Origin of the sequence: Mesorhizobium sp. B2-4-18 (assembly GCF_006441385.1) — a bacterium.
Taxonomy (GTDB): Bacteria; Pseudomonadota; Alphaproteobacteria; order Rhizobiales; family Rhizobiaceae; genus Mesorhizobium; species Mesorhizobium australicum.
Map to the genome: position 1 here is coordinate 179,250 of NZ_VFUW01000005.1, position 25,432 is coordinate 204,681.

23 protein-coding genes and 1 riboswitch are annotated in these 25,432 nt (G+C 64.8%); of the genes, 16 read left to right on the plus strand and 7 right to left on the minus strand.

From position 1 onward, the window contains the following. Window positions 1–8: 8 nt before the first annotated feature. The 4 genes from FJ527_RS14170 to nanR form a co-directional block, all read right to left on the minus strand. A complete protein-coding gene (locus tag FJ527_RS14170; protein WP_181166356.1) occupies window positions 9–800 on the minus strand; it encodes a sugar phosphate isomerase/epimerase in 792 nt (263 codons plus the stop codon). 54 nt (window positions 801–854) lie between these two features. Next, window positions 855–1,700: a phosphogluconate dehydrogenase C-terminal domain-containing protein gene (locus tag FJ527_RS14175; protein WP_140823388.1), complete on the minus strand. Its 846-nt coding sequence runs from the start codon at window positions 1,698–1,700 to the stop codon at window positions 855–857. 46 nt (window positions 1,701–1,746) lie between these two features. Next, complete coding sequence (locus FJ527_RS14180) at window positions 1,747–3,012, minus strand: ribulose-bisphosphate carboxylase large subunit family protein (protein WP_348642616.1); 1,266 nt, start codon at window positions 3,010–3,012, stop codon at window positions 1,747–1,749. A 101-nt stretch (window positions 3,013–3,113) separates the two neighbouring features. After that, window positions 3,114–3,830 (minus strand): transcriptional regulator NanR, encoded by a 717-nt coding sequence (nanR, locus tag FJ527_RS14185; RefSeq protein ID WP_015318938.1) that lies wholly within the window; start codon window positions 3,828–3,830, stop codon window positions 3,114–3,116. A 353-nt stretch (window positions 3,831–4,183) separates the two neighbouring features. On the opposite strand from nanR, the gene FJ527_RS14190 reads away from it, so the two are divergent. The 10 genes from FJ527_RS14190 to FJ527_RS14235 all read left to right on the plus strand — a co-directional run bounded on the left by FJ527_RS14190 (window position 4,184) and on the right by FJ527_RS14235 (window position 17,191). After that, entirely contained in the window at window positions 4,184–5,206 is a 1,023-nt protein-coding gene (locus FJ527_RS14190) for an ABC transporter substrate-binding protein (RefSeq protein ID WP_140617391.1), read from the plus strand. Between the two features lie 72 nt (window positions 5,207–5,278). Further along, window positions 5,279–7,753, plus strand: a complete 2,475-nt coding sequence (locus FJ527_RS14195; protein WP_140823390.1) for an ATP-binding cassette domain-containing protein — start codon at window positions 5,279–5,281, stop codon at window positions 7,751–7,753. Continuing rightward, window positions 7,750–8,757 (plus strand): ABC transporter permease, encoded by a 1,008-nt coding sequence (locus FJ527_RS14200; protein ID WP_140617393.1) that lies wholly within the window; start codon window positions 7,750–7,752, stop codon window positions 8,755–8,757. Before FJ527_RS14195 ends, FJ527_RS14200 begins: the two co-directional genes overlap by 4 nt. A gap of 96 nt (window positions 8,758–8,853) precedes the next feature. Next, window positions 8,854–9,681 (plus strand): phosphogluconate dehydrogenase C-terminal domain-containing protein, encoded by an 828-nt coding sequence (locus FJ527_RS14205; protein ID WP_015318942.1) that lies wholly within the window; start codon window positions 8,854–8,856, stop codon window positions 9,679–9,681. A gap of 270 nt (window positions 9,682–9,951) precedes the next feature. Beyond that, window positions 9,952–10,893 carry a D-ribose ABC transporter substrate-binding protein gene (locus FJ527_RS14210; protein ID WP_140823391.1) on the plus strand — a complete coding sequence of 314 codons (942 nt, stop codon included), beginning with the start codon at window positions 9,952–9,954 and terminating at the stop codon, window positions 10,891–10,893. A 138-nt stretch (window positions 10,894–11,031) separates the two neighbouring features. Then, window positions 11,032–11,694, plus strand: coding sequence for a DUF2291 family protein (locus tag FJ527_RS14215; RefSeq protein ID WP_140823392.1), 663 nt, complete (start codon window positions 11,032–11,034; stop codon window positions 11,692–11,694). Beyond that, window positions 11,691–13,232 (plus strand): sugar ABC transporter ATP-binding protein, encoded by a 1,542-nt coding sequence (locus FJ527_RS14220; protein ID WP_140823393.1) that lies wholly within the window; start codon window positions 11,691–11,693, stop codon window positions 13,230–13,232. The genes FJ527_RS14215 and FJ527_RS14220 overlap by 4 nt, the downstream gene beginning before the upstream one ends. Beyond that, window positions 13,232–14,296 (plus strand): ABC transporter permease, encoded by a 1,065-nt coding sequence (locus tag FJ527_RS14225; protein ID WP_140661496.1) that lies wholly within the window; start codon window positions 13,232–13,234, stop codon window positions 14,294–14,296. Before FJ527_RS14220 ends, FJ527_RS14225 begins: the two co-directional genes overlap by 1 nt. A gap of 4 nt (window positions 14,297–14,300) precedes the next feature. Further along, on the plus strand, window positions 14,301–15,335 hold the full coding sequence (locus tag FJ527_RS14230) for a Gfo/Idh/MocA family oxidoreductase (RefSeq protein ID WP_140823394.1): 1,035 nt from the start codon (window positions 14,301–14,303) through the stop codon (window positions 15,333–15,335). Then, entirely contained in the window at window positions 15,332–17,191 is a 1,860-nt protein-coding gene (locus FJ527_RS14235) for a hypothetical protein (protein ID WP_140823395.1), read from the plus strand. Before FJ527_RS14230 ends, FJ527_RS14235 begins: the two co-directional genes overlap by 4 nt. Here FJ527_RS14235 and FJ527_RS14240 read toward each other — a convergent pair. Continuing rightward, on the minus strand, window positions 17,167–17,880 hold the full coding sequence (locus FJ527_RS14240) for a transcriptional regulator NanR (RefSeq protein ID WP_140617398.1): 714 nt from the start codon (window positions 17,878–17,880) through the stop codon (window positions 17,167–17,169). The genes FJ527_RS14235 and FJ527_RS14240 overlap by 25 nt on opposite strands. A gap of 213 nt (window positions 17,881–18,093) precedes the next feature. Between FJ527_RS14240 and oiaX the strand changes: the two genes are divergently transcribed. Together oiaX and FJ527_RS14250 are read left to right on the plus strand one after the other, a co-directional pair. Then, the gene (gene oiaX, locus FJ527_RS14245) at window positions 18,094–19,344 is read left to right on the plus strand and encodes a 3-oxo-isoapionate-4-phosphate decarboxylase OiaX (protein WP_140823396.1); all 1,251 of its coding nucleotides are present in this window, start codon (window positions 18,094–18,096) and stop codon (window positions 19,342–19,344) included. Window positions 19,345–19,346: 2 nt separating this feature from the next. Continuing rightward, entirely contained in the window at window positions 19,347–20,675 is a 1,329-nt protein-coding gene (locus FJ527_RS14250; protein ID WP_140823397.1) for a four-carbon acid sugar kinase family protein, read from the plus strand. A gap of 17 nt (window positions 20,676–20,692) precedes the next feature. Here FJ527_RS14250 and FJ527_RS14255 read toward each other — a convergent pair whose 3' ends face one another. Continuing rightward, window positions 20,693–21,232, minus strand: a complete 540-nt coding sequence (locus FJ527_RS14255; protein ID WP_015318952.1) for an Lrp/AsnC family transcriptional regulator — start codon at window positions 21,230–21,232, stop codon at window positions 20,693–20,695. 48 nt (window positions 21,233–21,280) lie between these two features. Between FJ527_RS14255 and FJ527_RS14260 the strand changes: the two genes are divergently transcribed. From FJ527_RS14260 to dhaL, 4 genes are all read left to right on the plus strand, one after another. Beyond that, on the plus strand, window positions 21,281–22,456 hold the full coding sequence (locus FJ527_RS14260; RefSeq protein ID WP_140823398.1) for an MFS transporter: 1,176 nt from the start codon (window positions 21,281–21,283) through the stop codon (window positions 22,454–22,456). Window positions 22,457–22,557: 101 nt separating this feature from the next. Beyond that, a riboswitch (FMN riboswitch) is annotated at window positions 22,558–22,702 on the plus strand. 77 nt (window positions 22,703–22,779) lie between these two features. Beyond that, the gene (locus tag FJ527_RS14265; RefSeq protein ID WP_140823399.1) at window positions 22,780–23,253 is read left to right on the plus strand and encodes a 6,7-dimethyl-8-ribityllumazine synthase; all 474 of its coding nucleotides are present in this window, start codon (window positions 22,780–22,782) and stop codon (window positions 23,251–23,253) included. Between the two features lie 75 nt (window positions 23,254–23,328). Next, window positions 23,329–24,336 (plus strand): dihydroxyacetone kinase subunit DhaK, encoded by a 1,008-nt coding sequence (locus tag FJ527_RS14270; protein WP_140823400.1) that lies wholly within the window; start codon window positions 23,329–23,331, stop codon window positions 24,334–24,336. A gap of 10 nt (window positions 24,337–24,346) precedes the next feature. Continuing rightward, complete coding sequence (gene dhaL / locus FJ527_RS14275; protein WP_140661504.1) at window positions 24,347–24,982, plus strand: dihydroxyacetone kinase subunit DhaL; 636 nt, start codon at window positions 24,347–24,349, stop codon at window positions 24,980–24,982. On the opposite strand, the gene FJ527_RS14280 is transcribed toward dhaL, so the two are convergent. Next, entirely contained in the window at window positions 24,979–25,419 is a 441-nt protein-coding gene (locus FJ527_RS14280) for an RpiB/LacA/LacB family sugar-phosphate isomerase (RefSeq protein WP_015318957.1), read from the minus strand. The genes dhaL and FJ527_RS14280 overlap by 4 nt on opposite strands. Window positions 25,420–25,432 lie beyond the last annotated feature (13 nt).

A 25,432-nucleotide genomic window follows, 5' to 3' on the forward strand; every position in this document is an offset into this window, starting at 1 on the left:
GGCCGCGCTCAGAACTCGGCATTGTCCAGCGCGTTCACGAATTCCAGCGAGCGCCGCAAGGCGCCGCGAATGGTGCCGATATCCACCGGCGTGCTTCGCCGCTGGGGATCATTGCGCTGCGGGCGCTGCAGCCGCAACGGCAGTTCGATGCTGACTGGCAGCGTGGCGGGCAGCACGGCCCAGTAGGATGCATAGTCGACAGAGCCGTCGCCGATGGCGCAGAAGGCCCATCCCTCGCCGGTGCTGACGACATCCTTCAGATGAGCATGTCCAACCGTATCGATGGCATCGGCGATATCTTGCGCCGGCTGCATCGTCTCGCCGCTGTAAGTGAAGATGTTGCCGGCATCGTGGTTCAGGCAGACGTACGGCGATCCGATGTCGCGGACGAAGCTTGCCCCCGATCGCGCGCTGCCGAGCAGATCGCCACTGCCATGTCCGGGGTTTTCGAGCGCCAGAACCATGCCGGCCTCCTCCAGCCTCGGCAGGAGAGCGTCGATCGTCGCGCGGATCGCCGCGCTGTTTCTCGCCGGGCCGGCATTGGTGATCAGGAACGACGCGCCGAGACCGGCGGCAAAGCCGATGCGCCGGGACAAGGCGTCGGCGGCATCGGCCCCCGACAGGTTGAGATGAGCCGACACGGCGTTGATGCCCAGCCCGGCATGTTCCGCTGCCCGGCGCAGCTTCGCGGCGTGCGCAGCCGCAAACAGACCCTCGTCGAAATCGACATAGCCGCTGATAAAGGCCGGCTCGACATGGGCGGCACCCACAGCGGCAATCTCCTCGACGGCCAATTCCATGGAATAGCCGTCGAAGAGAGCGGTCGAGACCGATATGATCCGCGAAGGCAGGGCTCAGGCTCCCTTGCCGTAGACGATCAATTCCGAGGCTTCCTTCACCTTGGCCGGCGAGAGTGCCTCGCGCCAGTCGTCACGGACCACGACGCCCTTGGCGAAGCGCATCAGGCGCAGTGCGGCGTCGGACGGCACTTTCGGCGAGAAGCCGAACCACATGGCGATCTCGACATTCAGATGACCGATCAGGAAGTCGAGCGCGGCCTGCCTGGGAATACCATATTTGCGCTCGCACTCCTCGACGGCCTCGACCATCGTGTCGACGAAGGGCATGGCGACCATTTCGGACAGGCCGGGCTCCAGGATCGCCAGCTGTTCGACCGTCACCCGGTGGCTGTCGATGATCGGCGACCACATCGCCTTGCACACCTCCTCGCCAAGCGCGTAGTCCTCTTCAGGTCCCTGCATCAGGGCGCAGACGATCGACTGCTTGGCGATGCCGCCATGATAGTCGCGACGCGCGGCCCACTCCGTCTCGTCGCCGAACAGCGGCGGATGGCACGGATGGCCGACGAAATAGGTGAGATCTGGCCTGTCCTTCGGCAGGTCGCCGGCATAGGGTGCGGCCGCATCCAGAACGAGGATCATGGTGCCCTTGGCAAGCATCGGCGAGATTTGCCGCGTCACCTGGCCGATGATGTTGTCCGGCAGAGCCATCACCACGACCTTGGCGCCGGGAATGCCTTCCTCCATGGCGACGGCGGCGATATCGGCTTCTCCCAACCGCTTGCGGCCGGCCTCGCCGATCTCCACGGCGCGGACATCGTAACCTGCTTCGATCAGCTTGCGTGTCACGCGGAAGCCCATCTTCCCTCCGGCTCCAAGCACCGCCACGGATGTCGTCATTTGCTTCTCTCCCATTTCCTCTTGATGGCGCGCCGATGGCGCAGATTCAGCCGAACGCTTGCAGCGCGGCCTCGAGCTCCGGATGCGTGGCGGCGTAGTCGCGCGCGGGAATGCCTGCCGCGGCGGCTTCGAAAGCATCGTGCAGACTTTGAACGCCGGCGGCCGGACCGCCGGGATGCGCCATGATCCCGCCGCCGCAGCAATAGATGAAATCGTTCGTGCCGAGCCTTCCATAGGTCTCGCCCGCCTGCACCGCGGTCTGTCCGGACGAAAACACCGGCATCACCGTATCGGGCCGGTCGGCCCGGCCGAACATCGGAGTGAGGCAGGCGTGGGCGGATGCCATCACCGAATCGTCGGGCTCGCAGAACTTGTTGGACAGCCCGTTGACGTGCATGTGGTCGATGCCGGCCAGGCGCCAGAATTTCTGGTAGGCGAGATAGCTCATGCCGACGTCAGGAGAACGGCTGAAGAGACCCCAGCCCGCCCGATGGCCGTGCAGCGCGACGGCGGAATGCCGGCGCATCTTGACGACACCCGACAGGCCGACGGAATTGAGGACAAGCATGGCGCAGGTGCCGCCACGGCGCTCGATCAGGTCAAGCTGGCGGTGCATGGCGTCGATGTCGCCGGAAATGTTGGCCGCGTACATGACCTTGCGCCCGGTCCTGTCGGCGTGCCGGTCGATGACAGCCATGACCGCCTCGAACCGCTGTTCGAACGGCGAATGCGGGGGATCTCCCATCAGTTCGTCGTCCTTGATGAAGTCGAGGCCGGCTGAGATCAGCGTATCGGCCAGGGTCGCGGTCTCCCGCGGCGTAAGGCCGATGCTCGGTTTGACGATGGTGCCGATCAGCGGCCGTCCCGTGACACCGGTCAGACGACGCGTGCCTTCGACAGCGAAAGCCGGCCCCGGATAGGCATCAGCGAAGACATCGGGAAAGCTGACGTCGAGCAGACGCATGGCCGAGAAATGATGCAGCTCGAACAGATTGCCGAGCACCGTCGACCAGACCGAAGCCAGCACGGTGCCCATGTTCTCGATGTTCCAGGAAAGACCCACCTTGGCCCGGCGCGGCCTGACGGCCGCCGCATCTCCGGGCGCGCGCGAAAACGGCAACGCCTCGCCATCGACCTCGCCAAGATCCTCGATGAATTCGACGCGCGCGCCAAATCTGAGCAGCAGTTCCGGCGTCTCCCCAGGGATCCGACGGAATGTCCCGCTCGATTGCTCACCCGCCATCGCGGCCGCGGCGACCTCCATGGGATAGCGGGTTTCGATCAGGTAGGTGGCGTTAAGACGACCGGTCAATGCAGGCTTCCCGGCTGGAATGAACTTCATAACGGGAGCGATAGCATCAAAAAGATATCATGTCATCACATGAGTTTTCCCGGTCAAAAAATTTGCGACTGTCAGTCCCCGCCGTCGTTGCCCGCCAGTTTCGAATAGAGTTCGTTGGCGCGGCCTATATGGTCCGCCATGGCGGCGCTGGCGCCTTCGGCGTCGCCGCTGGCGATCGCCTTGTAGATGCGTTCGTGTTCCTCGACCGTCAGACGCTCGGCGCCTTTCACGGCCACGAGATCGCGCTTGAAGCGCGACAGCCATTCGAGCATGCCCTTGGCCACGGCCGCGATCATCGAATTGCCGCTCATTTCCGCTATGACGGCGTGGAATTCCATGTCGGCGGTTACGAACCGAGCCTGGTCGCCCTTCGCCTCGCGTAGGTGGCGCAAGGTCCCGGCAAGCCGTTCCAGGCTCTTGGCCGTGGCGCGTCGCGTGGCGATCCGAACCAGGCCCGTTTCCAGCAAGAGCCTGACTTCTTTGAGTTCTTCGAGGCCGCGCGAATTCGTCGCCAGCATCATGACCATTGCCGCGGAGACCTGATCGACGATCACCTCCGGCGTCGGGTTGATGACGCGCGCCCGTTCGCCGTGCGATATCCGGATGAGCCCCATCTGCTGCAGCGTCAGCATCGCTTCCCGGATCGACGGCCGCCCGACGCCGATCATCGTCATCAGTTCCTTTTCCGACGGCAATTGGGAACCGGGCGGAAATTCGGATGTCGAGATCGCCGCCATCAGCCGATCGAGCACCTCGACATACAACTTCTTCTTCTGGACCGGTTCCATCCGCATCTCTCCTGATCGTTTCCCGGGGGCAATCGATCCCGAGTCGCACCAACAGGCAAGGTCCCCGCTAATAATTGACATTACATATATGATGACCTAGCGTCCAGTGTGGCCAGTCTCAATGCGGCGCGTGACGGCAAACATAGTGTCGGCACGGCCCGACTGGCCAGGGATGAGACGGAGAACCCGGCGGGCGCGTTGCTCCCGTGGACGCAGTCAAATGAGGTTCCGAGTGGCTTGCCTATTTGGTATGCTGGTATAACATGTAGCTGGTATGGTGTCCTTCGGAAGAGACACCTTTACGGAGTGACAGACGAGCCGATCAGGTCGGCCGATTTTTGGGAGGAGAGATCATGAAGTTTTCAATTGTGGCGGCGCTTGCCGGCGCCGCGCTGGCCAGTGCTTCTGTTTTGCCGGCGATCGCATCGTCGGACAAACCGGTGATCGCGCTCGCCAACGCCTATTACGGCAACACCTGGCGCCACCAGATGGTGGAGGCGTTCGAGGCCTCGGCCAAGGAAGCCAAGGCAGGTGGCCAGATCGCCGATTACATCATCATGAACGGTGACGGCTCGGTGGCGCAGCAGAACAGCCAGATCGCCGAGCTGATCCTCAAGAAGGTCGATGTGCTCGCCGTCGACGCCGCCTCGGAGACCGCGGTCAACGGCATCATCGAAAAGGCCTGCAAGGCCGGCATCATCGTCGTTTCCTTCGATTCGGTTGCTTCGGCGCCCTGCAACTACCAGCTCAACTTCGACTTCAAGGGCTACAAGGCGGCCCAGGCCGAAGCCGTCTTCAAGATGATCGGCGGCAAGGGCAACGTCATCCAGGTGCGCGGCGTGAAGGGCTCTGCGCCCGACAACGACATGTTCAACGCGCAGCAGTCGGTGCTGGCGAAATATCCCGACATCAAGGTTGTCGCCACCGTCTACGGCCAGGCGACCGCCTCGGTCGCGCAGGCGGCGATCGCCAACGTCCTGCCCTCGCTGCCACATGTCGACGCCGTGCTCGGCCAGGGCGGCAGCGACGATGTCGGCATCGCCCAGGCCTTCGTCCAGTATGGCGGCGATTATGCCGGCAAGATGCCGATCATCGAAGGCGGCGGCGGCACCGACTTCGTCAAATGGTGGGCCGAAGAGAATGCCAAGAACGGCTACCAGACCGTCTCGATGAACACCACGCCGGGCATTGGCGGCGCCGCGTTCTGGCTCGGCCTTTCGTTGCTCAAGGGCGGCAAGGCACCGAAGCTGATGATCATGCCGGTGGCGACGGTCGATGCCAGCAATCTCAAGGAGTATGCGAAGCTGCCGGGCGGCCAGATCATCAGCCCTACCTATTCGCTCGACTGGGTCAAGCAGAACCTGCTCAGCAAGTAAGGCTGCCATTGCCAGGGACCGGGCGCGCCAAACGGCCGCGCCCGGTCCCTGCCCGTAAGAAACGGAGGACGAATGTCCCATCTCGCCGTAACCGATCCGGAGGGTGCAGCCGCTACGGTGCCCGACACCAGGCCAAACGTCGTCTCGCTGTCGCGGATCACCAAGAGCTTCGGGCCGACGCTGGCGAATGCGCAGATCGACCTCGCCGTCTCGGCCGGCGAAATCATCGGCCTGGTCGGTGGCAACGGCGCCGGCAAATCGACACTGATGCGCATCCTGTGCGGGGCGACGTCACCGACCCTCGGCTCGATTTCGTTCACCGGCCAGGATGTGGGCTTCGCCGACTACGACACGGCGGAGGCGCAAAGGCGCGGCATCCGCATGGTGCATCAGGAACTGTCGCTGTGCGCCAACCTTTCCGTGGCCGAGAACTTCTTCCTGGAGACGCCAGGCGACGCAGGCAACCGGCCGGGCTGGCGCGCGCTCTATCGAGCCCGCGCCCGGGCGGCGCTGGACGCCGTCTTTCCCGCCAACGGCATCGATGTGAACGCCGAAGTCGGCCATCTCTCCATCGCCGAGCGGCAGATGGTCGAGATCGCGCGCGCCGCCGCCACGCCGGGTGTCAAGCTGATCGTGCTCGACGAGCCGACCTCCTCGCTCGACCTCGACCGCTCGCGGCAGTTGCGGGCCTTCATCCGCGAACGAGCCAAATCCGGCCTTGCCTTCATCTTCATCAGCCACAAGCTGCAGGAAATCATCGACATCGCCACGCAGGTGATGGTGCTGCGCAACGGGCGCACCGCCTGGCGCGGCGATGTGGCCGGCACCTCCATCGGCCAACTTGTGCAGCTCATGGGCGGCGACGCCAATTCGATCCACCAGCACGGCGCCGCCGCCGCCAGCAGCGGCGAGGTGCTGGTCAAACTGTCCGGCTTCCTGACCGCCGGTCTCGGCCGCGACATCGAGATCGGCCGCGGCGAGATCATCGGACTGGCGGGGCTCGAGGGCAGCGGCCAGAAGGAGTTGCTGCACGCCATTTTCGAGCCGGATTCCACCAGGGGGGCCGCGGTGACCCGGAGCGGCGATGCCGGTTTCATTGCCGGCGACCGCCAGAAGGAAGGCGTGTTCCCGCTGTGGAGCGTGCTTGGAAACATCAGCATCGGCAGCCTTGCCCGCCGTCCGGCACTGGGGCTGGTTTCGCAGCGTGCCAACCGCGAGGCGGCGGCCGAAGCGGCTGGCCGGCTGCGGCTCGACGACAAGCGCTTCGGCTCCAACATCCTTGAACTCAGCGGCGGCAACCAGCAGAAGGCGCTGGTTGCGCGCGCGCTCGTCGCCGACGCTCCGATCCTGCTGCTCGACGATCCGACGCGCGGCGTCGATATCGCCACCAAGCAGGACTTCTACAGGCTCTGCAACGAGATCGCGCGCAGCGGGCGCACGCTGGTCTGGCATACGACCGAAGATGCCGAGCTTTTGGCCTGCGACCGCGTGCTGGTGTTTTCGGGCGGGCGCATCGTGAAGGAATTGAGCGGAGCGGCGATCACGGAATCGGCCGTCGTCGGCGCATCCTTCGCCCAGCAGGCGGGCACGCGCGCCGGCCCGCGACACAGCACCGCCGGCGCCGGGCTTGCCCGCCGGCTGGTGAACGCGGCTCCCTTCATCGGCCTCGCCGCCGTGCTGGCAGTGATGATCTCGGCCAACCCGGCGGTCGCTTCGATCTTCGGGCTCGACCTGCTCCTGATGCCGGCGCTGTCGCTGGTGCTGGTGACGGCGGCGCAGATGTTCATCGTCGGCGGCAGCGAGATCGATCTCGGCGTCGGCGCCTTTGCCGGCCTGGTCAGCGTGCTTTCCGCCACGCTGCTCTACGATCAGCCATGGCTCGGCGCGCTGGCGCTGGTGGCGGCGGTCGCCGCCTATGCCGGGCTTGGCGGCCTGATCCAGGCACGCAAGATCCCAGCCATCGTCGTCACGCTTGGCGCCTCCTTCATCTGGATGGGACTGGGCTACGCGCTGCAGCCGACGCCGGGCGGCGCCAGCCCCGAATGGCTGTCGGCGATGTTCAGCTGGTCACTGGGTTTCCTGCCCACCTCCATCATCCTCATCGCCGCGGTCGCGCTGGTGGTGCTGGTGATCGACCGGCTGCCGCTCGGCGTGGTGCTGCGCGGCTTCGGCAACAATCCGACCGCCATGATCCGCTCCGGCTGGTCGCCGACGCGCTATGCGCTGGTGCGCTACCTCGTCGCCGGACTGTTCGCGGCTGCCGCCGGCCTGTCGCTGACCGCGATCAACACGGCAAGCGATATCAATTCCGGCAATTCGTTCACGCTGCTCAGCGTCGCCGCCGTGGTGATGGGCGGCTGCTCGCTGCTGGGCGGCGTCATCTCGCCGGTCGGCGCCGTCGCCGGGGCGGTCACGCTGGCCTTGATCGGCGCCTTGCTCGGCACGCTGAACGTGAGCAGCGACTTCAACGCGGCAACGCAAGGGCTGATCCTCATCGCCCTGCTGACGCTGCGCAGCCTGACCGCCGACCGCAGGAGCGAACAATGAACGGCCTCGCCGCCTTCAGCCTGTGGGCGCAGAAGAACCGCTGGGTCTGGTCGGCGATCGGCGTGCTCGTGCTTTGGCTGGTTCTGTCCATCGTCACCAACCGGTTCAGCCTCTCCAGCCTGTCGGGCATCATTCTATCGGCGTCGTTCCTGACCGTTGTCGGCATAGGCCAGATGTTCGTCGTCACCACCGGGCGCGGCAATATCGACCTTTCGGTGGCGTCGGTGATCACGCTCAGCGCCTTCGTGGCGCTGCTCACCATCAAGGGCCAGGATGCCAACCTCGCCATCGGCGTGGGTGCGGCGATCCTGCTCGGCCTCGCGGTCGGCGGCTTGAATTCGCTGCTCGTCGTCGGGCTGAACATACCAGCCATCATCGCCACGCTGGCGACGGGTTATGTGCTGGCGACGGCAACGCTGCTGTCGAACCGCGCCATATCGGGTTTCGCCGTCAGCCCGCTCTTGAAGACGCTGGCGACGGGCCGCGTCTCCGGCGTGCCGATCATGGCCGTCATCGCCATTGTCGGCGTGGCCGCGACCGCGTTCGTGCTGCGCTACACGGTGTTCGGACAGTTGCTGTCGGCGGTCGGCCAGAATCGCACCGCCGCGCGACTGGCGGCGATCCGCAACAACCGGATCATCGCGTCGGCGTTCATCATCTCGGCGGTGCTGGCTTCGCTCAACGGGCTGCTGCTCGGCGCTTATATAGGCGGCGCCTTCCTCGAAATGGGCCAGCCCTATCTTCTGCAGTCGATCGCCGCGGTGGTTCTTGGCGGAACGCTGATCTTCGGCGGCTCGGCCAGCGCCGTCGGCACGCTGTTCGCCAGCATCCTTTTGATCCTCATCGTCACCACCATGCAGATCGTCGGCCTGCCGCCAGGTGCGCAGGACATCGTGCAAGGCATCGTCGTCATCTTCGTTCTGGCGCTGGCCGGCCGGCAGGTGCTGTCGAGGCGAGCCGCCGTCGACCGCGCAGGCGACGACGGCACGCTGAAATCCGAGTGATGATTTCTCTTGCCAAGCTGTGGTAGAGTGATCATACCAGTGGATAAGATGACGATCGGCAATACCGGCGTCCCGCGACCAAGGAGCAAGGGCTAGATGACGACGATTGCGCTGTTCGGTGCCGGTGGCAAAATGGGCTACCGCCTTTCGACCAATTTCCGCGGTTCGCCCTATACGATCCGCCATGTCGAGGTCAGCGAGGCCGGCCGCGAGCGGCTGAAGACCGGACTGGGCTTCGACACGGTCAGCGCCGACGAGGCGCTGGAAGGCGCCGACGTGGTGATCCTGGCCGTGCCGGACACCCATATCGGCAAGGTCGCGGCCGGCATCGAGAGCAAGCTTGCGCCGGGCACGATGGTCATCGTGCTCGATGCCGCCGCACCGTTTGCCGGCCATCTGCCTAATCGTCCCGACCTGACCTACTTCGTCACCCATCCCTGTCATCCGCCGATCTTCAACGACGAGACCGACATGGCGGCCAAGAAGGATTATTTCGGCGGCGTCAAGGCCAAGCAGCACATGGTCAGCGCACTGATGCAGGGACCGGAGGCCGACTACGCCAAGGGGGAGGCTATCGCCAAGATCATCTGGGCGCCGGTAATGCGCTCGCACCGCGTTTCCGTCGAACAGATGGCGCTGCTCGAGCCGGGACTTTCGGAAACGGTGTGCGCCTCGCTGCTGGTCGTCATGAAGGAAGCGGTCGACGAGGTGGTGGCGCGCGGCGTCGACCAGCAGGCGGCACTCGACTTCCTGCTTGGCCACATGAACGTGCTCGGCGCCGTCATCTTCGGCGAAACCAAGGGGGTGTTCTCGGATGCCTGCAACAAGGCGATCGAGTTTGGCAAGCCGGTGCTGATGCGCGACGACTGGAAGCGCGTCTTCGAGCCCGAAGAGATCGCGGCCAGCATCCAGCGGATCACTTGAGCGTCTTTAGGTACAGATCTGCCTTAGGTACAGATCACCTGAATTTGTGGTTGACTCATCATACCAGTTAGCTAAGCTAATGTTCGCTCGGATCACGCTTCGCCGGGAGTTCGATGCTGAGACGGGTGGAGGATGGGGGAATAGGAACTTGCCTTGGCGGAGCTGGTGGCTTGAGCCCGGGCGTTCCGCAACCTTCACACGCTGACGAATTCAAACACAGACAAGTGGCTCGAACGATCGAGACACAGGCTTTTCAAACGGGAGGACTTCATGAAACTGACACGCAGAATGACGCTCGCCGCCTTCGCCGGCGTGCTGGCGCTCGGCACGGCGATGCCCGCCTACGCGGCGGACCTCATCGCCATCATCACCCCATCGCACGACAATCCGTTCTTCAAGGCGGAAGCCGTCGGCGCCGAGGCCAAGACCAAGGAACTCGGCTACGAGGCGCTGGTGCTGGTGCATGACGACGACGCCAACAAGCAGTCCGAGCTGATCGATACCGCGATCGGCCGCGGCGCCAAGGCGATCATCCTCGACAATGCCGGCGCCGACGCGACCGTCGCCGCCGTGCAGAAGGCCAAGGACGCCGGCATTCCCTCCTTCCTGATCGATCGCGAGATCAACGCCACAGGCGTTGCCGTGGCGCAGATCGTCTCCAACAACTACCAGGGCGCCCAGCTCGGCGCGCAGGAGTTCGTCAAGCTGATGGGCGAAAAGGGTAATTTCGTCGAGCTGGTCGGCAAGGAATCCGACACCAATGCCGGCATCCGCTCCAAGGGCTACCATGACGTCATCGACGATTATCCGGACCTGAAAATGGTCGCGCAGCAATCGGCCAACTGGAGCCAGACCGAGGCCTATTCCAAGATGGAATCGATCCTGCAGGCCAACCCCGACATCAAGGGCGTCATCTCCGGCAACGACACGATGGCGATGGGCGCCTATGCGGCGCTCGCGGCGGCGAACCGCAAGGATGTCATCGTCGTCGGCTTCGACGGTTCGAACGACGTGCGCGATTCCATCACCTCGGGCGGCATCAAGGCGACGGTGCTGCAGCCGGCCTACGCCCAGGCGCAGATGGCGGTCGAACAGGCCAACGACTTCATCAAGAACAAGAAGTCGCCCGAGAAGGAAAAGCAGCTGATGGACTGCGTGCTCATCAATGGCGACAATGCCGCCAAGCTGGAAACCTTCGCGCTGAAGAACTGAGCCGGCACGATATAATTGCGAGGGGCGGACACGCGTTCGCCCCTCAGTGCTTTATTTTGATGCAATTCCGGACGGGAAACCGTTTCACAATTTTCCTGGAATTGCTCTAATTTCACGTTCCGGGTGCTTTTGACCGCCATGCCGAAGACATTGACCTGGCTAACCCCTTTTAGTTGGCTGACGCTTGTCGCGCTCGCGGGCCTTGGCCTCGGCGGTTGCAAAATCCTGCCGACGCCGGTGGCGCAGAGTGAAAACAGCGCGTCTGCCTTTAACCCGGACAAGATGGTCGAGGACATCTGGGCCCCGAAGGTCATCCCCTACCTCAGGCAGAAGGCTGGGCCGTTCGCCGAGGTCCATGCCTTGGCGAAAACCGATCCGGCGGCGGCTGGCGCCAAATACGGCAATCCAAGGAAGCAGGCGAATTCGCCATGGACCTTCGCGGTCCGCGTCGAGGGCAAGATCGTCGCCGCCAACACGCAGTCGCGCGCAGCAACGTTGGATATCGACGTGGACGGCGACGGCAAGGCCGATGCGCGCGTCCAGATCGGGCCGGCGATACGTGGCACCGCACTTAGAGACAGCCTCGATTTCGTCCAGTTCAACGACTTCACCAATCAGATCGACTTCGCCCAGTTCGGCAAGGCCTTCAACGCCTATGCCGATAAGACCGTGCTGTCCAAACTGCCGCGCGAGGCGCTTGAAGGCCGCATCGTCAAGGTGATCGGCGCCTATACGATCGAAGGCGGCCAAGACCTGCCACTGGTGACTCCGGCGGAGGCCGAGATCGGACCGAAGCCATGAGCCCCGCTCACGAGGTTATCCTGAAGCTGGAGGACGTCTCGAAGGTTTATGCCGGCACGGTCGCGGTCAAGCAGGCGAACTTCGAGGTGCACAAGGGGGCCGTCAACGTGCTGGTCGGCGAAAACGGCGCCGGCAAGTCGACGCTGATGAAGATCATCGCCGGCGTCGAGCAGCCGACCCTCGGCCGTATCCTGCTCGAAGGCGAAGAGGTTTCCTTCTCCTCGTCGGGAGACGCGGTCGCGCGCGGCATCGGCATGGTGTTCCAGGAGCTGAACCTGTTCGGCAATATGACCGTGGCCGAGAACATCTTCGCCACACGCGAGATCACCAACCGCCTGGGCAAGATCGATCGCAAGGCACAGGAAAAGCGGGCGGGCGAATTCCTCGACCGGCTCGAGGCCGGCATCCGGCCAGACATGCTGATCGAGGATTTGCGCATCGGCCAGCAGCAACTGGTCGAGATCGCCAAGGCGGTGTCGCTCGACGCCAAGATCCTGATCATGGACGAGCCGACCTCGGCGCTGAGTGCCACGGAAGTCGAAATCCTGTTCAAGGTGATCGCCGACCTCAAGGCGCGCGGCGTCGCTATCGTCTACATCTCGCACCGGCTGGAAGAACTGATCCGCATCGGCGACACGGTCACCGTGCTGCGCGACGGCCGCATCACCGGCCAGGAGGAAATGAAGAACGTCGACACGCAGTGGATCGTGCGCCAGATGATCGGCTCGGACGCCAAGGATTTCGCCAAGGCCGACGGCCACCAGCCAGGCGAGGAAATCTTCCGCGCCGAGGAGATCTGCCTGCCGCGCGTCACCGGCGGGCTGGCGGTCGACCATGTCTCGCTGTCGCTGCGCGCCGGCGAAATCCTCGGCATATACGGGCTGATGGGCGCCGGGCGCAGCGAATTGTTCGACTGCATCATGGGCCGTCACGGCCATGCCAGCGGCAAGATCTTCATCGCCGGAAGGCAAGTGAAGGAGCGCGACACGACGCGCCGTATCCAGCGCGGGCTCGCACTGATCCCCGAGGATCGCCAGCGCGAAGGCCTGGTGTCGAGCCTCTCGGTGGCCAGCAACCTGACGCTGGCGAGCCTGTCGCGTTTCGTGCGCCTGTTCCATATCCGAGGCGGCGTCGAATGGCAGGCCGTGATGCAGATGGTGCGGGAACTGGCAATCAAGGTCGCCGACCCGGCGCAGGAAGTCTCGTCGCTGTCGGGCGGCAACCAGCAGAAGGTGGTGATCGGCAAGGCGCTGCTCACCGGACCGAAAGTGCTTCTGATGGACGAGCCCAGCCGTGGCATCGATGTCGGCGCCAAGGCCGATGTCTTCCGCACCATGCGCAAGCTTTCGCGCGACGGGCTGGGCATCCTGTTCGCCACCTCCGACCTCGACGAAGTGATGGCACTGTCCGACCGCATCGCGGTGATGAGCAATGGCAGATTGACCGGCATGTTCGACCGCACCGAAGCGACGGAGGCGGCGATCGTCGCCGCGTCGGCGCTGGGCCACGGACCGGCCGCACATGGGGAGCAACGCTGATGACTGACATTCCGGCCAAGGCGACCGCTCCTTCCGCCTCCGGCGGCTCCGCGTTGCTGACACTGATGAAGCTCAGGACCTTTATCGCGCTGATCGCGGTCCTGGTGTTCTTCTCGATCGCCGCGCCGAACTTCCTGTCTGCGGCGAACCTGATCCTGATGGCCAAGCACGTGGCGCTCAACGCCTTCCTGGCCATGGGCATGACCTTCGTCATCATCACCGGCGGCATTGATCTTTCGGTCGGCTCGATCGTCGGCCTGTGCGGCATGGTGGCCGGCTATCTCGTGCTCAACGGCATCGACCTGCAGATCGGCTACACCATCTATTTCAACGTCGTCGAGATCGCCCTGATCACGCTTCTGGTCGGCATAGCGATCGGCGCCGTCAACGGGCTGCTGATCACCAGGCTCAACGTCGCACCCTTCATCGCCACGCTCGGCGTGCTCTATGTCGCGCGCGGTTTCGCGCTGCTGTCCTCCGACGGCCGCACCTTCCCCAACCTGGTCGGCAAGCCGGAACTCGGCACCACCGGCTTCGGCTTCCTCGGCGCCGGCCGGCTGCTCGGCCTGCCGGTGTCGATCTGGATTCTGATCGTGGTGGCGCTGGGGGCTGCCTATCTCGCGCGCTACACCCCGCTCGGCCGGCACATCTTCGCCGTCGGCGGCAATGAGAGGGCGGCGCGCATCTCAGGCGTGCGCGTCAACATGGTCAAGATGTTCGTCTACATGTTTTCCGGCTTCTGCGCGGCGATCGTCGGCCTGATCATCTCCTCGGAGCTGATGGCCTCGCATCCGGCGACGGGCGAGAGCTTCGAATTGAACGCCATCGCCGCGGCGGTGCTCGGCGGCACCTCGATGTCGGGCGGGCGCGGCACGATCGGCGGCACCATCGTCGGCGCCTTCGTTATCGGCATCCTGTCGGACGGGCTGGTGATGATGGGCGTGAGTTCTTTCTGGCAGATGGTGATCAAGGGGCTGGTCATCATCGTCGCCGTGGTCGTCGACCAGGCGCAGCGCCGGCTGCAGCAGCGTGTCACCCTCATGCAGATGGCAAAGGCGGGTTGAGAGAATGGCGGGCTTAAGTGGAGCGCTGATCGGCTGCGGCTTCTTCGCCGTCAACCAGATGCATGCCTGGCGTGACATCGAAGGCGCCGCGATCATCGCCGTCTGCGACCGCGATCCCGAGCGGCTCAAGATAGTCGGCGACCAGTTCGGCGTGACGCGGCGCTACACCGACGCGGCGGAACTTTTCACCGCCGAGACGCTCGACTTCGTCGACATTGCCACCACGGTCGGCAGCCATCGGCCGCTGGTCGAGATGGCGGCCGCGCACGGCGTTCCCGTGATCTGCCAGAAACCATTCGCGCCAACGCTTGGCGATGCCAAGGCGATGGTGAAGGCTTGCGCGGATGCCGGCGTGCCGCTGATGGTGCATGAGAATTTTCGCTGGCAATCGCCGATCCAGGCGGTGCGCGCGGTGCTCGACAGCGGCGAGATCGGCACGCCCTTCTTCGGACGCATCTCCTTCCGCTCCGGCTATGACGTGTTTTCCGGCCAGCCCTATCTCGCGACGGGCAAGCGCTTCATCATCGAGGATCTCGGCATCCATATCCTCGATATCGCCCGCTTCCTGCTCGGCGATGTGTCGAGCCTGACCGCGCGGACCAAACGCATCAACCCGGCCATCGCCGGCGAGGATGTCGCCACGATCCTCATGGATCACGCCGGCGGCGCCACCTCGGTGGTCGATTGCAGTTATGCGACCAAGCTTGCGGTGGAGCCGTTCCCGGAGACGCTCATCGAACTCGACGGCAGCGACGGCACGATCCGGCTGGCGCAAGGCTATCGGCTGACCGTCACCGGCAAGAGCGGAACCAAGGTGAGCGACATCTCGCCGCCGCTGCTGCCCTGGGCCTCGCGGCCTTGGCACAACATCCAGGAAAGCGTGCTGGCCATCCAGCGGCACTGGGTCGACTGCCTTGCATCAGGCCAGGAACCGGCGACTTCAGGCGCGGACAATCTGAGGACATTCGCCCTGGTCGAGGCCGCCTATGCCGGTGCCGCCAGCCGAGAACCGGTGCAGATCGACGCGCTGCTCAGATGACGGCGGACGCTTTCCAGCTCTACGGCACGCGCGCGGCCGAGCCCAAGCCGGTCACGCTGCGTGCGGGGGCATTGAGCGCGGAACTGGTCAACGGCAATTTGCGCACCATCCGCCACGGCGGCACCGAAGTGCTGCGCGCCATCGCCTATATCGTGCGCGACCGCGACTGGGGCACCTATGAGCCCGACCTGACGGACCTGACCATCGACCAGAAGGACGACCGTTTCTCCGTCGGCTACGCGGCAAGCTGCCTCAGTCCGGACGGCAGCCGGCTCGGCTTCCACGCGACGATCGAAGGGTCCGCCGACGGCAGGCTGGTCTTCGATGTGACCGTGCTCCCCGAGAGCGATTTCGAAACCAACCGCTGCGGCTTCTGCATCCTGCACCCGATCGCCGGCCTCGCCGGCAGCCCGGTGACGGTCGAGCACACCGACGGCAGCGTGGTCGAGACGGAATTCCCCGATCTGATCGACCCGTGGCAGCCGTTCAAGGATTTGCGCGCCATCACGCATCAGGTCCGGCCCGGCGTTGTCGCGCAATGCCGGATGGAAGGCGACGCATTCGAGATGGAGGACCAGCGCAACTGGTCCGACGCCTCGTACAAAACCTATGTGCGGCCGCTGGCGCTGCCATGGCCCTATGTGCTGCCGGCCGGGCAGGCGCTGCGCCAGACGATCAGCCTGCGCATCACCGGCGATGCCAATGTGCCTGCCTCGGCGGCGCCGGCCGAACCGGTCCGCGTCGAGCTCGGGCAAGCCGGCGCGAAGCTGCCCGATATCGGCATCGTGGTCTATCCCGAGGAGATCGAGGCGGCACTTGCCGACCTGCCGTTGCTGCGAGGGCTCGGTCCCCGGCAACTGCTTTTCCACTTCGACCCGACGCGTGGTCACGGCCTCGAGGCGCTGCGCGCCCATGCCCGGCTGGCGGCCGCCTATCCTGTTTCGACGACGCTGGAGTGCGTGGTCGCTTGTGCCGGCGATCTGGACGCCGAACTTTCCGAGGTCGCCGACATGGTGCGCCGGGCAGGCCTGCGGCTCGACGCCATCGCGGTGTCGCCTGCGGTCGACCGGCAATCGACGCCGCCGGGCAGTGCCTGGCCGGCATGCCCACCGCTCGAGGACGTCTACGCGGCCGCCCGCCGCGCCTTTCCCGGCCTCCGCCTCGGCGGCGGCATGTTCAGCTATTTCACCGAACTCAACCGCAAGCGCGTTCCAGCCGGCCAGCTCGACTTCATCACCCACTGCACCAACCCGATCGTGCATGCCGCCGACGATCTCAGCGTGATGCAGTCGCTGGAGGCGCTGCCCTTCATCACCCGGTCCATGCGGGCGATCTTCGGGACAAAGCCGTACCGGATCGGACCATCGACGATTGCCATGCGCCAGAACCCGTATGGCGGCGCGACCAAGGACAATCCTCAGGGACAGCGCATCGCCATGGCGAACCGCGACCCGCGCCACGCCGCGCGGTTCGCCGCCGCATGGACGATCGGTTATGCCGCGCGGGTCGCGCCGGCGGGACTGGAGATGCTGACACTGTCCAGTTTCGCTGGACCGTTCGGCGTGGTCGCGGGATCGGGCGAACCCGCCGCAGAGGGATCGCCGCGGCCGATTTTCCAGGCCGTCAAAGGGCTTTGTGAGTTGGCCGGGCTGACGCATGTTTCCGCCATGACGAGCGACGAGACGCGGGTCCTGGCGCTGGCCGGCCGCTCCGCGTCGGGCGAGACCATCGTCTGGCTGGCGAACCTGACACCGAACGACATGCGGGTCGACGCTTCCGCGCTTGGCCGGGGCGATCTCGTGATGTCTCCCTATGCGATTACCAGCATCGGTTACTTCTCGGAATTCATCACATAGAGCGCACGCGAGCGCTCGAGGTGCTTGATCATCGCCTTCTCGGCGCCGTCGGCATCCCCGTGCTCGATGCGGTCGATGATCTCTTCGTGCTCGGTCAGCGTGTATTTTTCCTTGCCGGTCCAGATCAGCATTTCGGTGTGGTATTCCTTCAGCCAGCCCAGTGTGGCTTCGCTGACGGCGACATAGATCGGATTGCCTGAAATGGACGCGATCTGGGTATGGAATTTCATGTCGGCGGAGATGAAGGCTTCGGAATCGCCGCGCGCGGCGCGCTGCTCGGCCACGGTCGCCTTCAGCAGTTGCACATCCTCTGATTTGGCCCTTTCCGCAGCTTCCCTGACCATGCCGCGCTCGAAGAAGATGCGCGCGGTCTTCAGGTGCTCCAGCGTGTCCCGGGACGAGGACAGGATGATCTTGGCCGCACCGTCGACCTGCTTGATGATCGACTTGGCGGTGAGTTGCAGCACCTTGGCGCGCTCGCCATGCGAGATGGCGACCAACCCCATATTGCTCAGCGCCTGCATGGCCTCGCGGATCGCCGGCCGGCCGACCTCGAAGCGCTCCATCAACTCGCGCTCGGACGGCATGTCGTCGCCCGGCTGCAGTTCGCCGCTGGTGATCAGCCGCTTCAGTCTTGCAAAGACTTCGTCGGAAAGTTTGCGCCGGACGATCGGCTCCGAACGGTTCATCGTGACGAATCACTCCCTGGCCCGGTTCCTGTTTAGCATTCCCGGCAGGATTACCGGAATGCCCGCGCCTGGAGCGGGTTCGCTCCAGCTTTGCCGCAGCCCACCCGCTCTTGCCGAGGCTCGGATATTTCTTGCAATACTTATGTACTCATTATACCAGATTTCCTGCGCGACGAAACTTTTTTCGAACCTTTTTCGAGCGGCCGACCGACCATGATCACGCTTACCTATCGCATCGAGACCCCTGGCAGCATCGAGGCGCTGGCCGCAAAGATCGCCAGCGACCAGTCGACCGGCACCTTCGTCGCGCTGCCGGGCGAGACCGAGGAGCTGAAGGCGCGCGTAGCGGCGCGCGTCCTGGCGATCCGGCACCTGCCGGATGCCGTGCAACCCTCTCTCCCGGGATCCGGCAGCGGGCCCTTCCGCCGCGCCGATGTCGACATCGGCTTCCCCTTCGATGCCATCGGCACCGACCTGTCGGCACTGATGACCATCGCCATTGGTGGCACCTATTCGATCAGGGGCCTGTCCGGCATCCGCGTCATCGACATGAAGCTGCCGGAACAATACCGGGGCGCCCATCCGGGCCCGCAGTTCGGCGTCGCGGGCAGCCGCGGGCTGACCGGTGTCGAGGGCCGACCGATCATCGGCACCATCGTCAAGCCGGCGCTGGGTCTCAGGCCGCACGAGACAGCCGCGATGGTGGGCGAACTGATCGAGGCCGGCGTCGATTTCATCAAGGACGACGAGAAGCTGATGAGCCCGGCCTATTCGCCGCTGGCGGAGCGGGTGAAGGCGATCATGCCAGGGATTCTCGACCATGAGCAGAAGACCGGCAAGAAAGTGATGTACGCCTTCGGCATCTCGCATGCCGATCCCGACGAGATGATGCGCAACCACGATCTTGTGCTCCAAGCCGGCGGCAATTGCGCGGTCGTCAACATCAACTCGATCGGCTTCGGTGGCATGGCTTTTCTGCGGAAGCGTTCCGGCTTGGTGCTGCATGCCCATCGCAATGGCTGGGACATTCTCACACGCCACCCCGGCCTCGGCATGGACTTCAAGGTCTGGCAGCAATTCTGGCGGCTGCTCGGCGTCGACCAGTTCCAGATCAACGGCATCGGCTCGAAATATTGGGAGCCGGACGATTCCTTCATCCGCTCCTTCGAGGCGGTGGCGACGCCGCTGTTTTCATCAGACGATTGCGCGCTGCCCGTGGCCTGCTCCGGCCAGTGGGGCGGCCAGGCACCCGAAACCTATGAGCGCACCGGCCGCACGGTAGACCTCCTCTACCTCTGCGGCGGCGGCATCGTCAGCCATCCGGACGGACCTGGTGCCGGCGTGCGGGCCGTGCTGCAAGCCTGGCAGGCGGCGGTCGAGGGCATTGCGCTGGCGGACTATGCCCGCGATCACATCGAACTGGCCCGATCGATCGAAAAGTTCGGCGACGGCAAGGCAGCATGAGCATGGCCGCGCAAAACCTGCTCCTCAGTTATTATGGCGACGACCTTACCGGTTCGACGGACGTCATGGAGGCGCTTGAGCTCGGCGGCGTTCCGACGGTGCTGTTCATGAACCAGCCCGATCCGTCCTTGCTGGCGCGATTTTCGCATTGCCGCGCGGTTGGATTGGCGGGCACCAGCCGAAGCGAAACGCCGCAATGGATGGAGGAAAACCTTACGCCGGCCTTCGAATGGCTGAAAGGCCTCGGGGCGGCGATCTGCCACTACAAGATCTGCTCTACCTTCGATTCCAGCCCGGCGGTCGGCAGCATTGGCCGCGCCACCGAAATCGGCAGGCGTATTTTCGGCCGAGCGAGCGTGCCGATGGTGGTCGGGGCGCCGCAGCTCAAGCGCTACACCGCCTTCGGCAATCTCTTCGCGGCATTCCGCGGTGCATATTTCCGCATCGACCGGCATCCGGTGATGAGCAGGCATCCGGTGACGCCGATGGACGAGGCCGACCTGCTCATCCACCTTTCGCGCCAGACCAGCCTAAGTTCCGGTCTGGTCGACCTGGCGGCGCTGCAGGCGGACGATCTTTCGCAAACGGTCGATCAGATCCTGCGAGACAAGGACATCGTCCTGTTCGACGTCGACAGCCTCCGGACTCAGCAGCGGGTCGGCGAACAGCTTTGGCGCATCCATGAAAAGGGCCATGGCTTCGTCGTCGGATCGTCCGGCGCCGAATATGCCTTGCTTGCCGCGTGGGCCGCCAAAGGCATCGTGTCGGGGCATGCGGCATTCGCGTCGCCCGGTCCGGTGGATCGGCTCGCCGTGGTGTCGGGCAGCGTCTCGCCCACCACGGAAAAGCAAATCCGCCACGCACTCGCCCACGGGTTCGAGGGTATTGAGATGGATGCGATGCGGCTGGTCCGCGAGGGCGCCGGCGAAGCGATCGAGCAGGCGGTCGCGGCCGGGCTGGCGAGCCTTGCCAAGGGCCGCAGCGTCATCCTCTACACCGCGCTTGGTCCACAGGCCGATCGCGGCGCCGAGATCGACCGGATCGAGGGCGCCCGCAATACGCTCGGGCGGGCACTGGGGACCATCCTGCGCCGTCTGATCGCCGAGCAGAAACTCAAGCGCGCGGTGATCGCTGGTGGCGATACGTCCAGCCACGCGCTCGGACAATTGGCCATCGACGCGCTGACCGTGCGCATGCCGTTGCCGCAATCGCCGGGATCTCCGCTCTGCGTCGCCCATGGCGGCGGTGAAATCGACGGTCTTGAGATCGCACTGAAAGGCGGCCAGGTCGGCACCGACGCCTATTTCGAGACGATCCGGCTGGGAAGCTAGTCGACGAGCCAAGCCGTTCAATACAACGGCTTGCCCATGTGCTTCGGCGTCGGCCACTGCGCCGTGATGCCGGGTTGCACTGGCCGTTCGAGGTAGGTCGCCAGAACCACGTAGCTGCGCGTCGAGGTGACGCCGGGTGTCTCGTAGAGACGCAACAGGAGGCCTTCGAGCGCCTTGGTGTCCTCGGTGCGCACCTTGAGCAATACGCATGTATCGCCGGCGACGGTGTGGATCTCCTCAACCTCGGGATATTCCGAGATCGCCATCAGTTCCGGGGTCTTGCCCCAGCCGCTGGTGTCTATGTGAACGAAGGTGAGCAGCGGCTTTCGCACCGCGTTGGGATCGATGATGGCGGCCGTGTTGCGAATGGCGCCGCTGCGCCGAAGCCGCTTGACGCGCTCGTGCGCTGCCGGCGGCGACAGGCCGACGCGATCGCCGAGCTCGGCATAGCTGACGGTCGCGTCTTCGACGAGAACGCCTAATATTTTTCGGTCGGTCGCGTCGACATCCCGGGCCGCCGGCCTGTTCCGCGGAATGCCATCTGTTTCTTCATCCATAGCGGTATTCCCGATTGTCACGGAATTTAATACGGCCATTATGATGATATGTCGAACAACGATCAAGCTACAGCCTTGGGCGCGGACACCAGGCCGCCCATCCCGGCCCTCGCTTATCTCTTGACCGGGTGCATCGCCGTGATCGGCTCGAATTCGCTTGTGCTAGGTCCGATCGCTCCGGCAGTGGCCGTGTCGTTCTCGACCAGCGTCCCGATGGTGATGATGGCGGCGGCCGCGTTCGGCCTCGGCACATCGGCGAGCGCCCTGTTCCTGGCACGCCATATCGACCGGCTCGGCGCGCGCCGGATGCTGCGGGCGGCCTTGCTGCTGCTGGCATTGGCCTTGGTCGCCAGCGCGGCCGCGCCGACGGTGAGCGCGCTGGTTGCCGCGCAGCTTGTCGCTGGGATCGCGGCCGGCGTCGCCATGCCGGCAATCTATGCCAGTGCCGCGGCCATCGCCCCGCCCGGGCGGGAAAGCGGCACGATCGGCGTGGTGCTGACCGGGTGGACGCTCAGCATGGTGGCTGGCGTTTCGCTGTCGGCGGTGCTTGCCGATCTCGTGCACTGGCGCGCCGTCTTTGTCGCCGTGGCCGTGCTGGCGGCACTGGCGCTTGGCGGCCTCAGCGCATCGTCGCTCCCGGATGTCCGGAAGGCCGGACCGGCACCCGCCCCGCTGGTGGCGTTGAACATTCCCGGCATTGTGCCGCTTCTCATCGCATGCGGCACCTTCATGACCGCCTTCTACGGTGTCTATGGCTACCTTGGCGACCACCTCCACAGCGGGCTGGGGCAGCCGGTCAGCGCCAATGGGCTGGCGGCCCTCGCCTATGGCGCGGGATTTGGCACGGCGGCGCTCTTCGACGGCATCATCGATCGGCTGGGCGCCCGACGCGTCATGCCCTTTGCCTACCTTCTCGTCGCCATCGTCTACGTGGCGATCGCCGCGACCAGCGGCAGCTATGGCTTGACGCTCGCCATGGTGGCTGCCTGGGGACTTGCCAATCATTTCGGGCTGAACGTGCTGGTGATGCGCCTGTCGGCGCTCGATCCGTCGCGGCGGGGCACGATCATGGGGCTGAACAGCGCGGTGACCTACCTCGCGGTGTTCGTCGGCACCACCGGCTTCGGGCCGCTCTATTCCGGCTTCGGCTTCGCCACATGCGCGGCAGTTGCGGCCTTGCTGATGCTGATTGCCGCTGGCGCGGCGGCATGGCGCACACGCTAGAACGATCCGCCTGTTGCATTGCTCCAGTCGGCAAAACGTGATTGGCCAAGGACACCTGCTGCGTTGACAGCGGCCCCACCATCCTCCCATACAAAGCGCGTTAATGTTCTCAGGGCGGGGTGAAAGTCCCCACCGGCGGTAACGGTTTCGGCCGAAGCCCGCGAGCGCTCTCCGGTATCGGAGAGGTCAGCAGATCCGGTGTGATTCCGGAGCCGACGGTTACAGTCCGGATGAAAGAGAACGAAACGGAAGACGGACCGCCCCGGCGGGCCGCATTTCGTATCGTGCGTCCTGATTCTGGTTCGAAACGGAAGGATGGACCCATGAATCAGCATTCCCACAAAGACTATGAAGCAATCCGCATCGCCGTCATCAGGGCGCGCTGGCATGCCGACATCGTCGACCAGTGCGTGCAAGCCTTTGGGGCGGAACTGGCCGAGATTGGCGGCGGACGCTTTGCCGTCGACATCTTCGACGTGCCCGGCGCCTACGAGATTCCGCTCCATGCCAAGACGCTCGCCGGGACCGGCCGCTACGCCGCGATCCTCGGCACGGCATTCGTCGTCAATGGCGGCATCTACCGGCACGACTTCGTCGCCAACGCCGTTGTCGACGGCATGATGAACGTGCAGCTGTCGACCGGCGTGCCCGTGCTTTCGGCGGTGCTCACGCCCCACAATTTCCACGACAGCGCCGAGCATCATCGCTTCTTCTTCGAGCATTTCACGGTCAAGGGGAAGGAAGCGGCAAACGCCTGTGTGCAGATACTCGCCGCGCGGGAAAAGATCGCGGCCTGAAGCGGCGCTGCCGGGGTGGAAATCCCGGTAACGGGCTGTAGTATCCCGGAAAATACTGAGTTCGGGAGGATGCCGGTGCAGACCAAGAAGATCATCAATGACGGCAACCGTGCCGTCGACGAAATGCTCGAAGGGATCCTGGCCGCGCATCCTCGCCACCTCAGGAGCGTGGACGGCAGTCCGCGCTCGATCATCGCCCGCGATGGACCGAGGCCCGGCAAGGTCGGGCTGGTGATCGGCGGCGGCTCCGGCCACGAGCCGACCTTTCTCGGCTTTGTCGGCAAGGGGCTGGCGGACGCGGCGGCTGTCGGCAACGTCTTTGCCTCGCCGCCGCCCGATCCGATCGTCGAATGCACCAAGGCGATCAGCGGCGGCGCCGGCGTGCTGTTCATGTACGGCAACTATGCCGGCGACGTGATGAATTTCGACATGGCGGCCGAGATGGCCGCCATGGACGACATCGAGGTGCGCACGGTGCTGACCACCGACGACGTCGCCTCGGCGCCGCGTGACCAGCGGCGGAAGCGCCGTGGTGTCGCGGGTAATTTCTTCATCTTCAAGGCGGCCGGTGCCGCCTGCGACCTGATGCTCTCCCTCGACGAATGCGAGCGCGTCGCGCGCAAGGCCAACGACCGCACCTTCACCATGGGCGTGGCACTGTCGCCCTGCTCGCTGCCGCAGACCCGGCGGCCGAATTTCGAGATCGGCGCGGACGAGATGGAAATCGGCATGGGCATCCATGGCGAACCCGGCATCGCCCGCGGCAAGCTCGGGACCGCCGACGAAATCACCGACGAGATGCTCGACAAGATTTTCGCCGAGATGGCGCCGAAGCGCGGCGACAAGGTCGCGGTGCTGGTCAATTCGCTGGGTTCGACGCCGCTGATGGAGCTCTACATCATGAACCGCCGGGTCAAGCAGAGGCTCGACGCCATCGGCGTTTCGGTCCACGCGACCTGGGTCGGCAACTACTGCACGTCGCTGGAAATGGCCGGCGCTTCGGTGACGCTTTTCCATCTCGACGAAGAATTGCAGGCGATGCTCGACCACCCCTGCGACTGCGCCATGTTCCGTGCCGGCTGAGGAGCGCTCCATGACCATCGCCGCGTTCGACCTGAAAAGAATGTTCGATGCGATCGCCGTGGCGATGGAAGCCGACAGGGACCGGCTTTGCCAGCTCGACGGCGTCATCGGCGACGCCGACCACGGCATTGCCATGGCGCTCGGGTTCAACGCCGCGCGCGATGCTCTGGCATCGCTCGACCTTGCGGCGGCCGAGCCGACCGCGCTCCTCAACGCCGCGGCGAAATCGTTTCTCAATGCCGTCGGCGCGTCCTGCGGCCCGCTCTATGCCACCGCCTTCATGCGCGCCGCCGCCGCCGTCAAGGGCAAGGCGACGCTGGCGGATGCCGATGTCGTCGCGCTGCTGCAGGCCATGGCGCAAGGCATCAAGGATCGCGGCAAGGCCGAAACCGGCGAAAAGACAATGGTCGACGCCTGGCAACCGGCGGCGGAAGCGGCCGGCGCCAGCAATGCAGCAGGAAAAAACCTTGCCGAAAGCCTCCAGGCCGCTTTTGCCGCCGCCGAGCGCGGCGCGGAATCGACCAAGGACATGATCGCCGCCAAGGGCCGCTCGTCGCGGCTCGGCGAGCGCTCGCTCGGCCATATCGATCCCGGTGCGGCTTCGGCCGTCACGGTCATCGGTGCGATGCGCGACAGTCTCGCTTAGCCCTTCGCCGCGTCGAGCTTGTCGATCGCCTGGACGTTGCCGGCCGACGGTCCTTTCTCGTCGAACTCCGAGGCCAGCCAGGTATCGACAATGGCCTTGGCGAGTTCCGGGCCGATGACGCGGGCGCCCATGGTGATGATCTGGGCGTTATTGGATTTCGCCGCGCGTTCGGCCGAATAGGTGTCGTGGGTGAGTGCGGCGCGGATGCCCGGCACCTTGTTGGCCGAGATCGAGACGCCGATGCCGGTGCCGCAGAACAGGATGCCGCGATCGTTCTCGCCGTCGACGATCGTCTGGGCAAGTTTCCGCGACAGATCGGCATAGAAGCCGGCCTGGCTGAGGTCGCTGACGGTGAGCCCCGGCTTGGTCGCCAGATGCGCTGATATGACGTCGAGCAGCGGCTTGCCGGCGCTGTCGGCTCCAATGGCTATTTTCATTTTTTGTCCTTTC

Bases quoted from the DNA above. Each gene is read 5' to 3' on its own strand.
- FJ527_RS14170 (WP_181166356.1), bottom strand. From the start codon at position 800: ATGGAATTGGCCGTCGAGGAGATTGCCGCTGTGGGTGCCGCCCATGTC.
- FJ527_RS14175 (WP_140823388.1), bottom strand. From the start codon at position 1,700: ATGACGACATCCGTGGCGGTGCTTGGAGCCGGAGGGAAGATGGGCTTC.
- nanR (WP_015318938.1), bottom strand. From the start codon at position 3,830: ATGGAACCGGTCCAGAAGAAGAAGTTGTATGTCGAGGTGCTCGATCGG.
- FJ527_RS14190 (WP_140617391.1), top strand. From the start codon at position 4,184: ATGAAGTTTTCAATTGTGGCGGCGCTTGCCGGCGCCGCGCTGGCCAGT.
- FJ527_RS14195 (WP_140823390.1), top strand. From the start codon at position 5,279: ATGTCCCATCTCGCCGTAACCGATCCGGAGGGTGCAGCCGCTACGGTG.
- FJ527_RS14200 (WP_140617393.1), top strand. From the start codon at position 7,750: ATGAACGGCCTCGCCGCCTTCAGCCTGTGGGCGCAGAAGAACCGCTGG.
- FJ527_RS14205 (WP_015318942.1), top strand. From the start codon at position 8,854: ATGACGACGATTGCGCTGTTCGGTGCCGGTGGCAAAATGGGCTACCGC.
- FJ527_RS14210 (WP_140823391.1), top strand. From the start codon at position 9,952: ATGAAACTGACACGCAGAATGACGCTCGCCGCCTTCGCCGGCGTGCTG.
- FJ527_RS14215 (WP_140823392.1), top strand. From the start codon at position 11,032: ATGCCGAAGACATTGACCTGGCTAACCCCTTTTAGTTGGCTGACGCTT.
- FJ527_RS14220 (WP_140823393.1), top strand. From the start codon at position 11,691: ATGAGCCCCGCTCACGAGGTTATCCTGAAGCTGGAGGACGTCTCGAAG.
- FJ527_RS14225 (WP_140661496.1), top strand. From the start codon at position 13,232: ATGACTGACATTCCGGCCAAGGCGACCGCTCCTTCCGCCTCCGGCGGC.
- FJ527_RS14230 (WP_140823394.1), top strand. From the start codon at position 14,301: ATGGCGGGCTTAAGTGGAGCGCTGATCGGCTGCGGCTTCTTCGCCGTC.
- FJ527_RS14235 (WP_140823395.1), top strand. From the start codon at position 15,332: ATGACGGCGGACGCTTTCCAGCTCTACGGCACGCGCGCGGCCGAGCCC.
- FJ527_RS14240 (WP_140617398.1), bottom strand. From the start codon at position 17,880: ATGAACCGTTCGGAGCCGATCGTCCGGCGCAAACTTTCCGACGAAGTC.
- oiaX (WP_140823396.1), top strand. From the start codon at position 18,094: ATGATCACGCTTACCTATCGCATCGAGACCCCTGGCAGCATCGAGGCG.
- FJ527_RS14250 (WP_140823397.1), top strand. From the start codon at position 19,347: ATGGCCGCGCAAAACCTGCTCCTCAGTTATTATGGCGACGACCTTACC.
- FJ527_RS14255 (WP_015318952.1), bottom strand. From the start codon at position 21,232: ATGGATGAAGAAACAGATGGCATTCCGCGGAACAGGCCGGCGGCCCGG.
- FJ527_RS14260 (WP_140823398.1), top strand. From the start codon at position 21,281: ATGTCGAACAACGATCAAGCTACAGCCTTGGGCGCGGACACCAGGCCG.
- FJ527_RS14265 (WP_140823399.1), top strand. From the start codon at position 22,780: ATGAATCAGCATTCCCACAAAGACTATGAAGCAATCCGCATCGCCGTC.
- dhaL (WP_140661504.1), top strand. From the start codon at position 24,347: ATGACCATCGCCGCGTTCGACCTGAAAAGAATGTTCGATGCGATCGCC.
- FJ527_RS14280 (WP_015318957.1), bottom strand. From the start codon at position 25,419: ATGAAAATAGCCATTGGAGCCGACAGCGCCGGCAAGCCGCTGCTCGAC.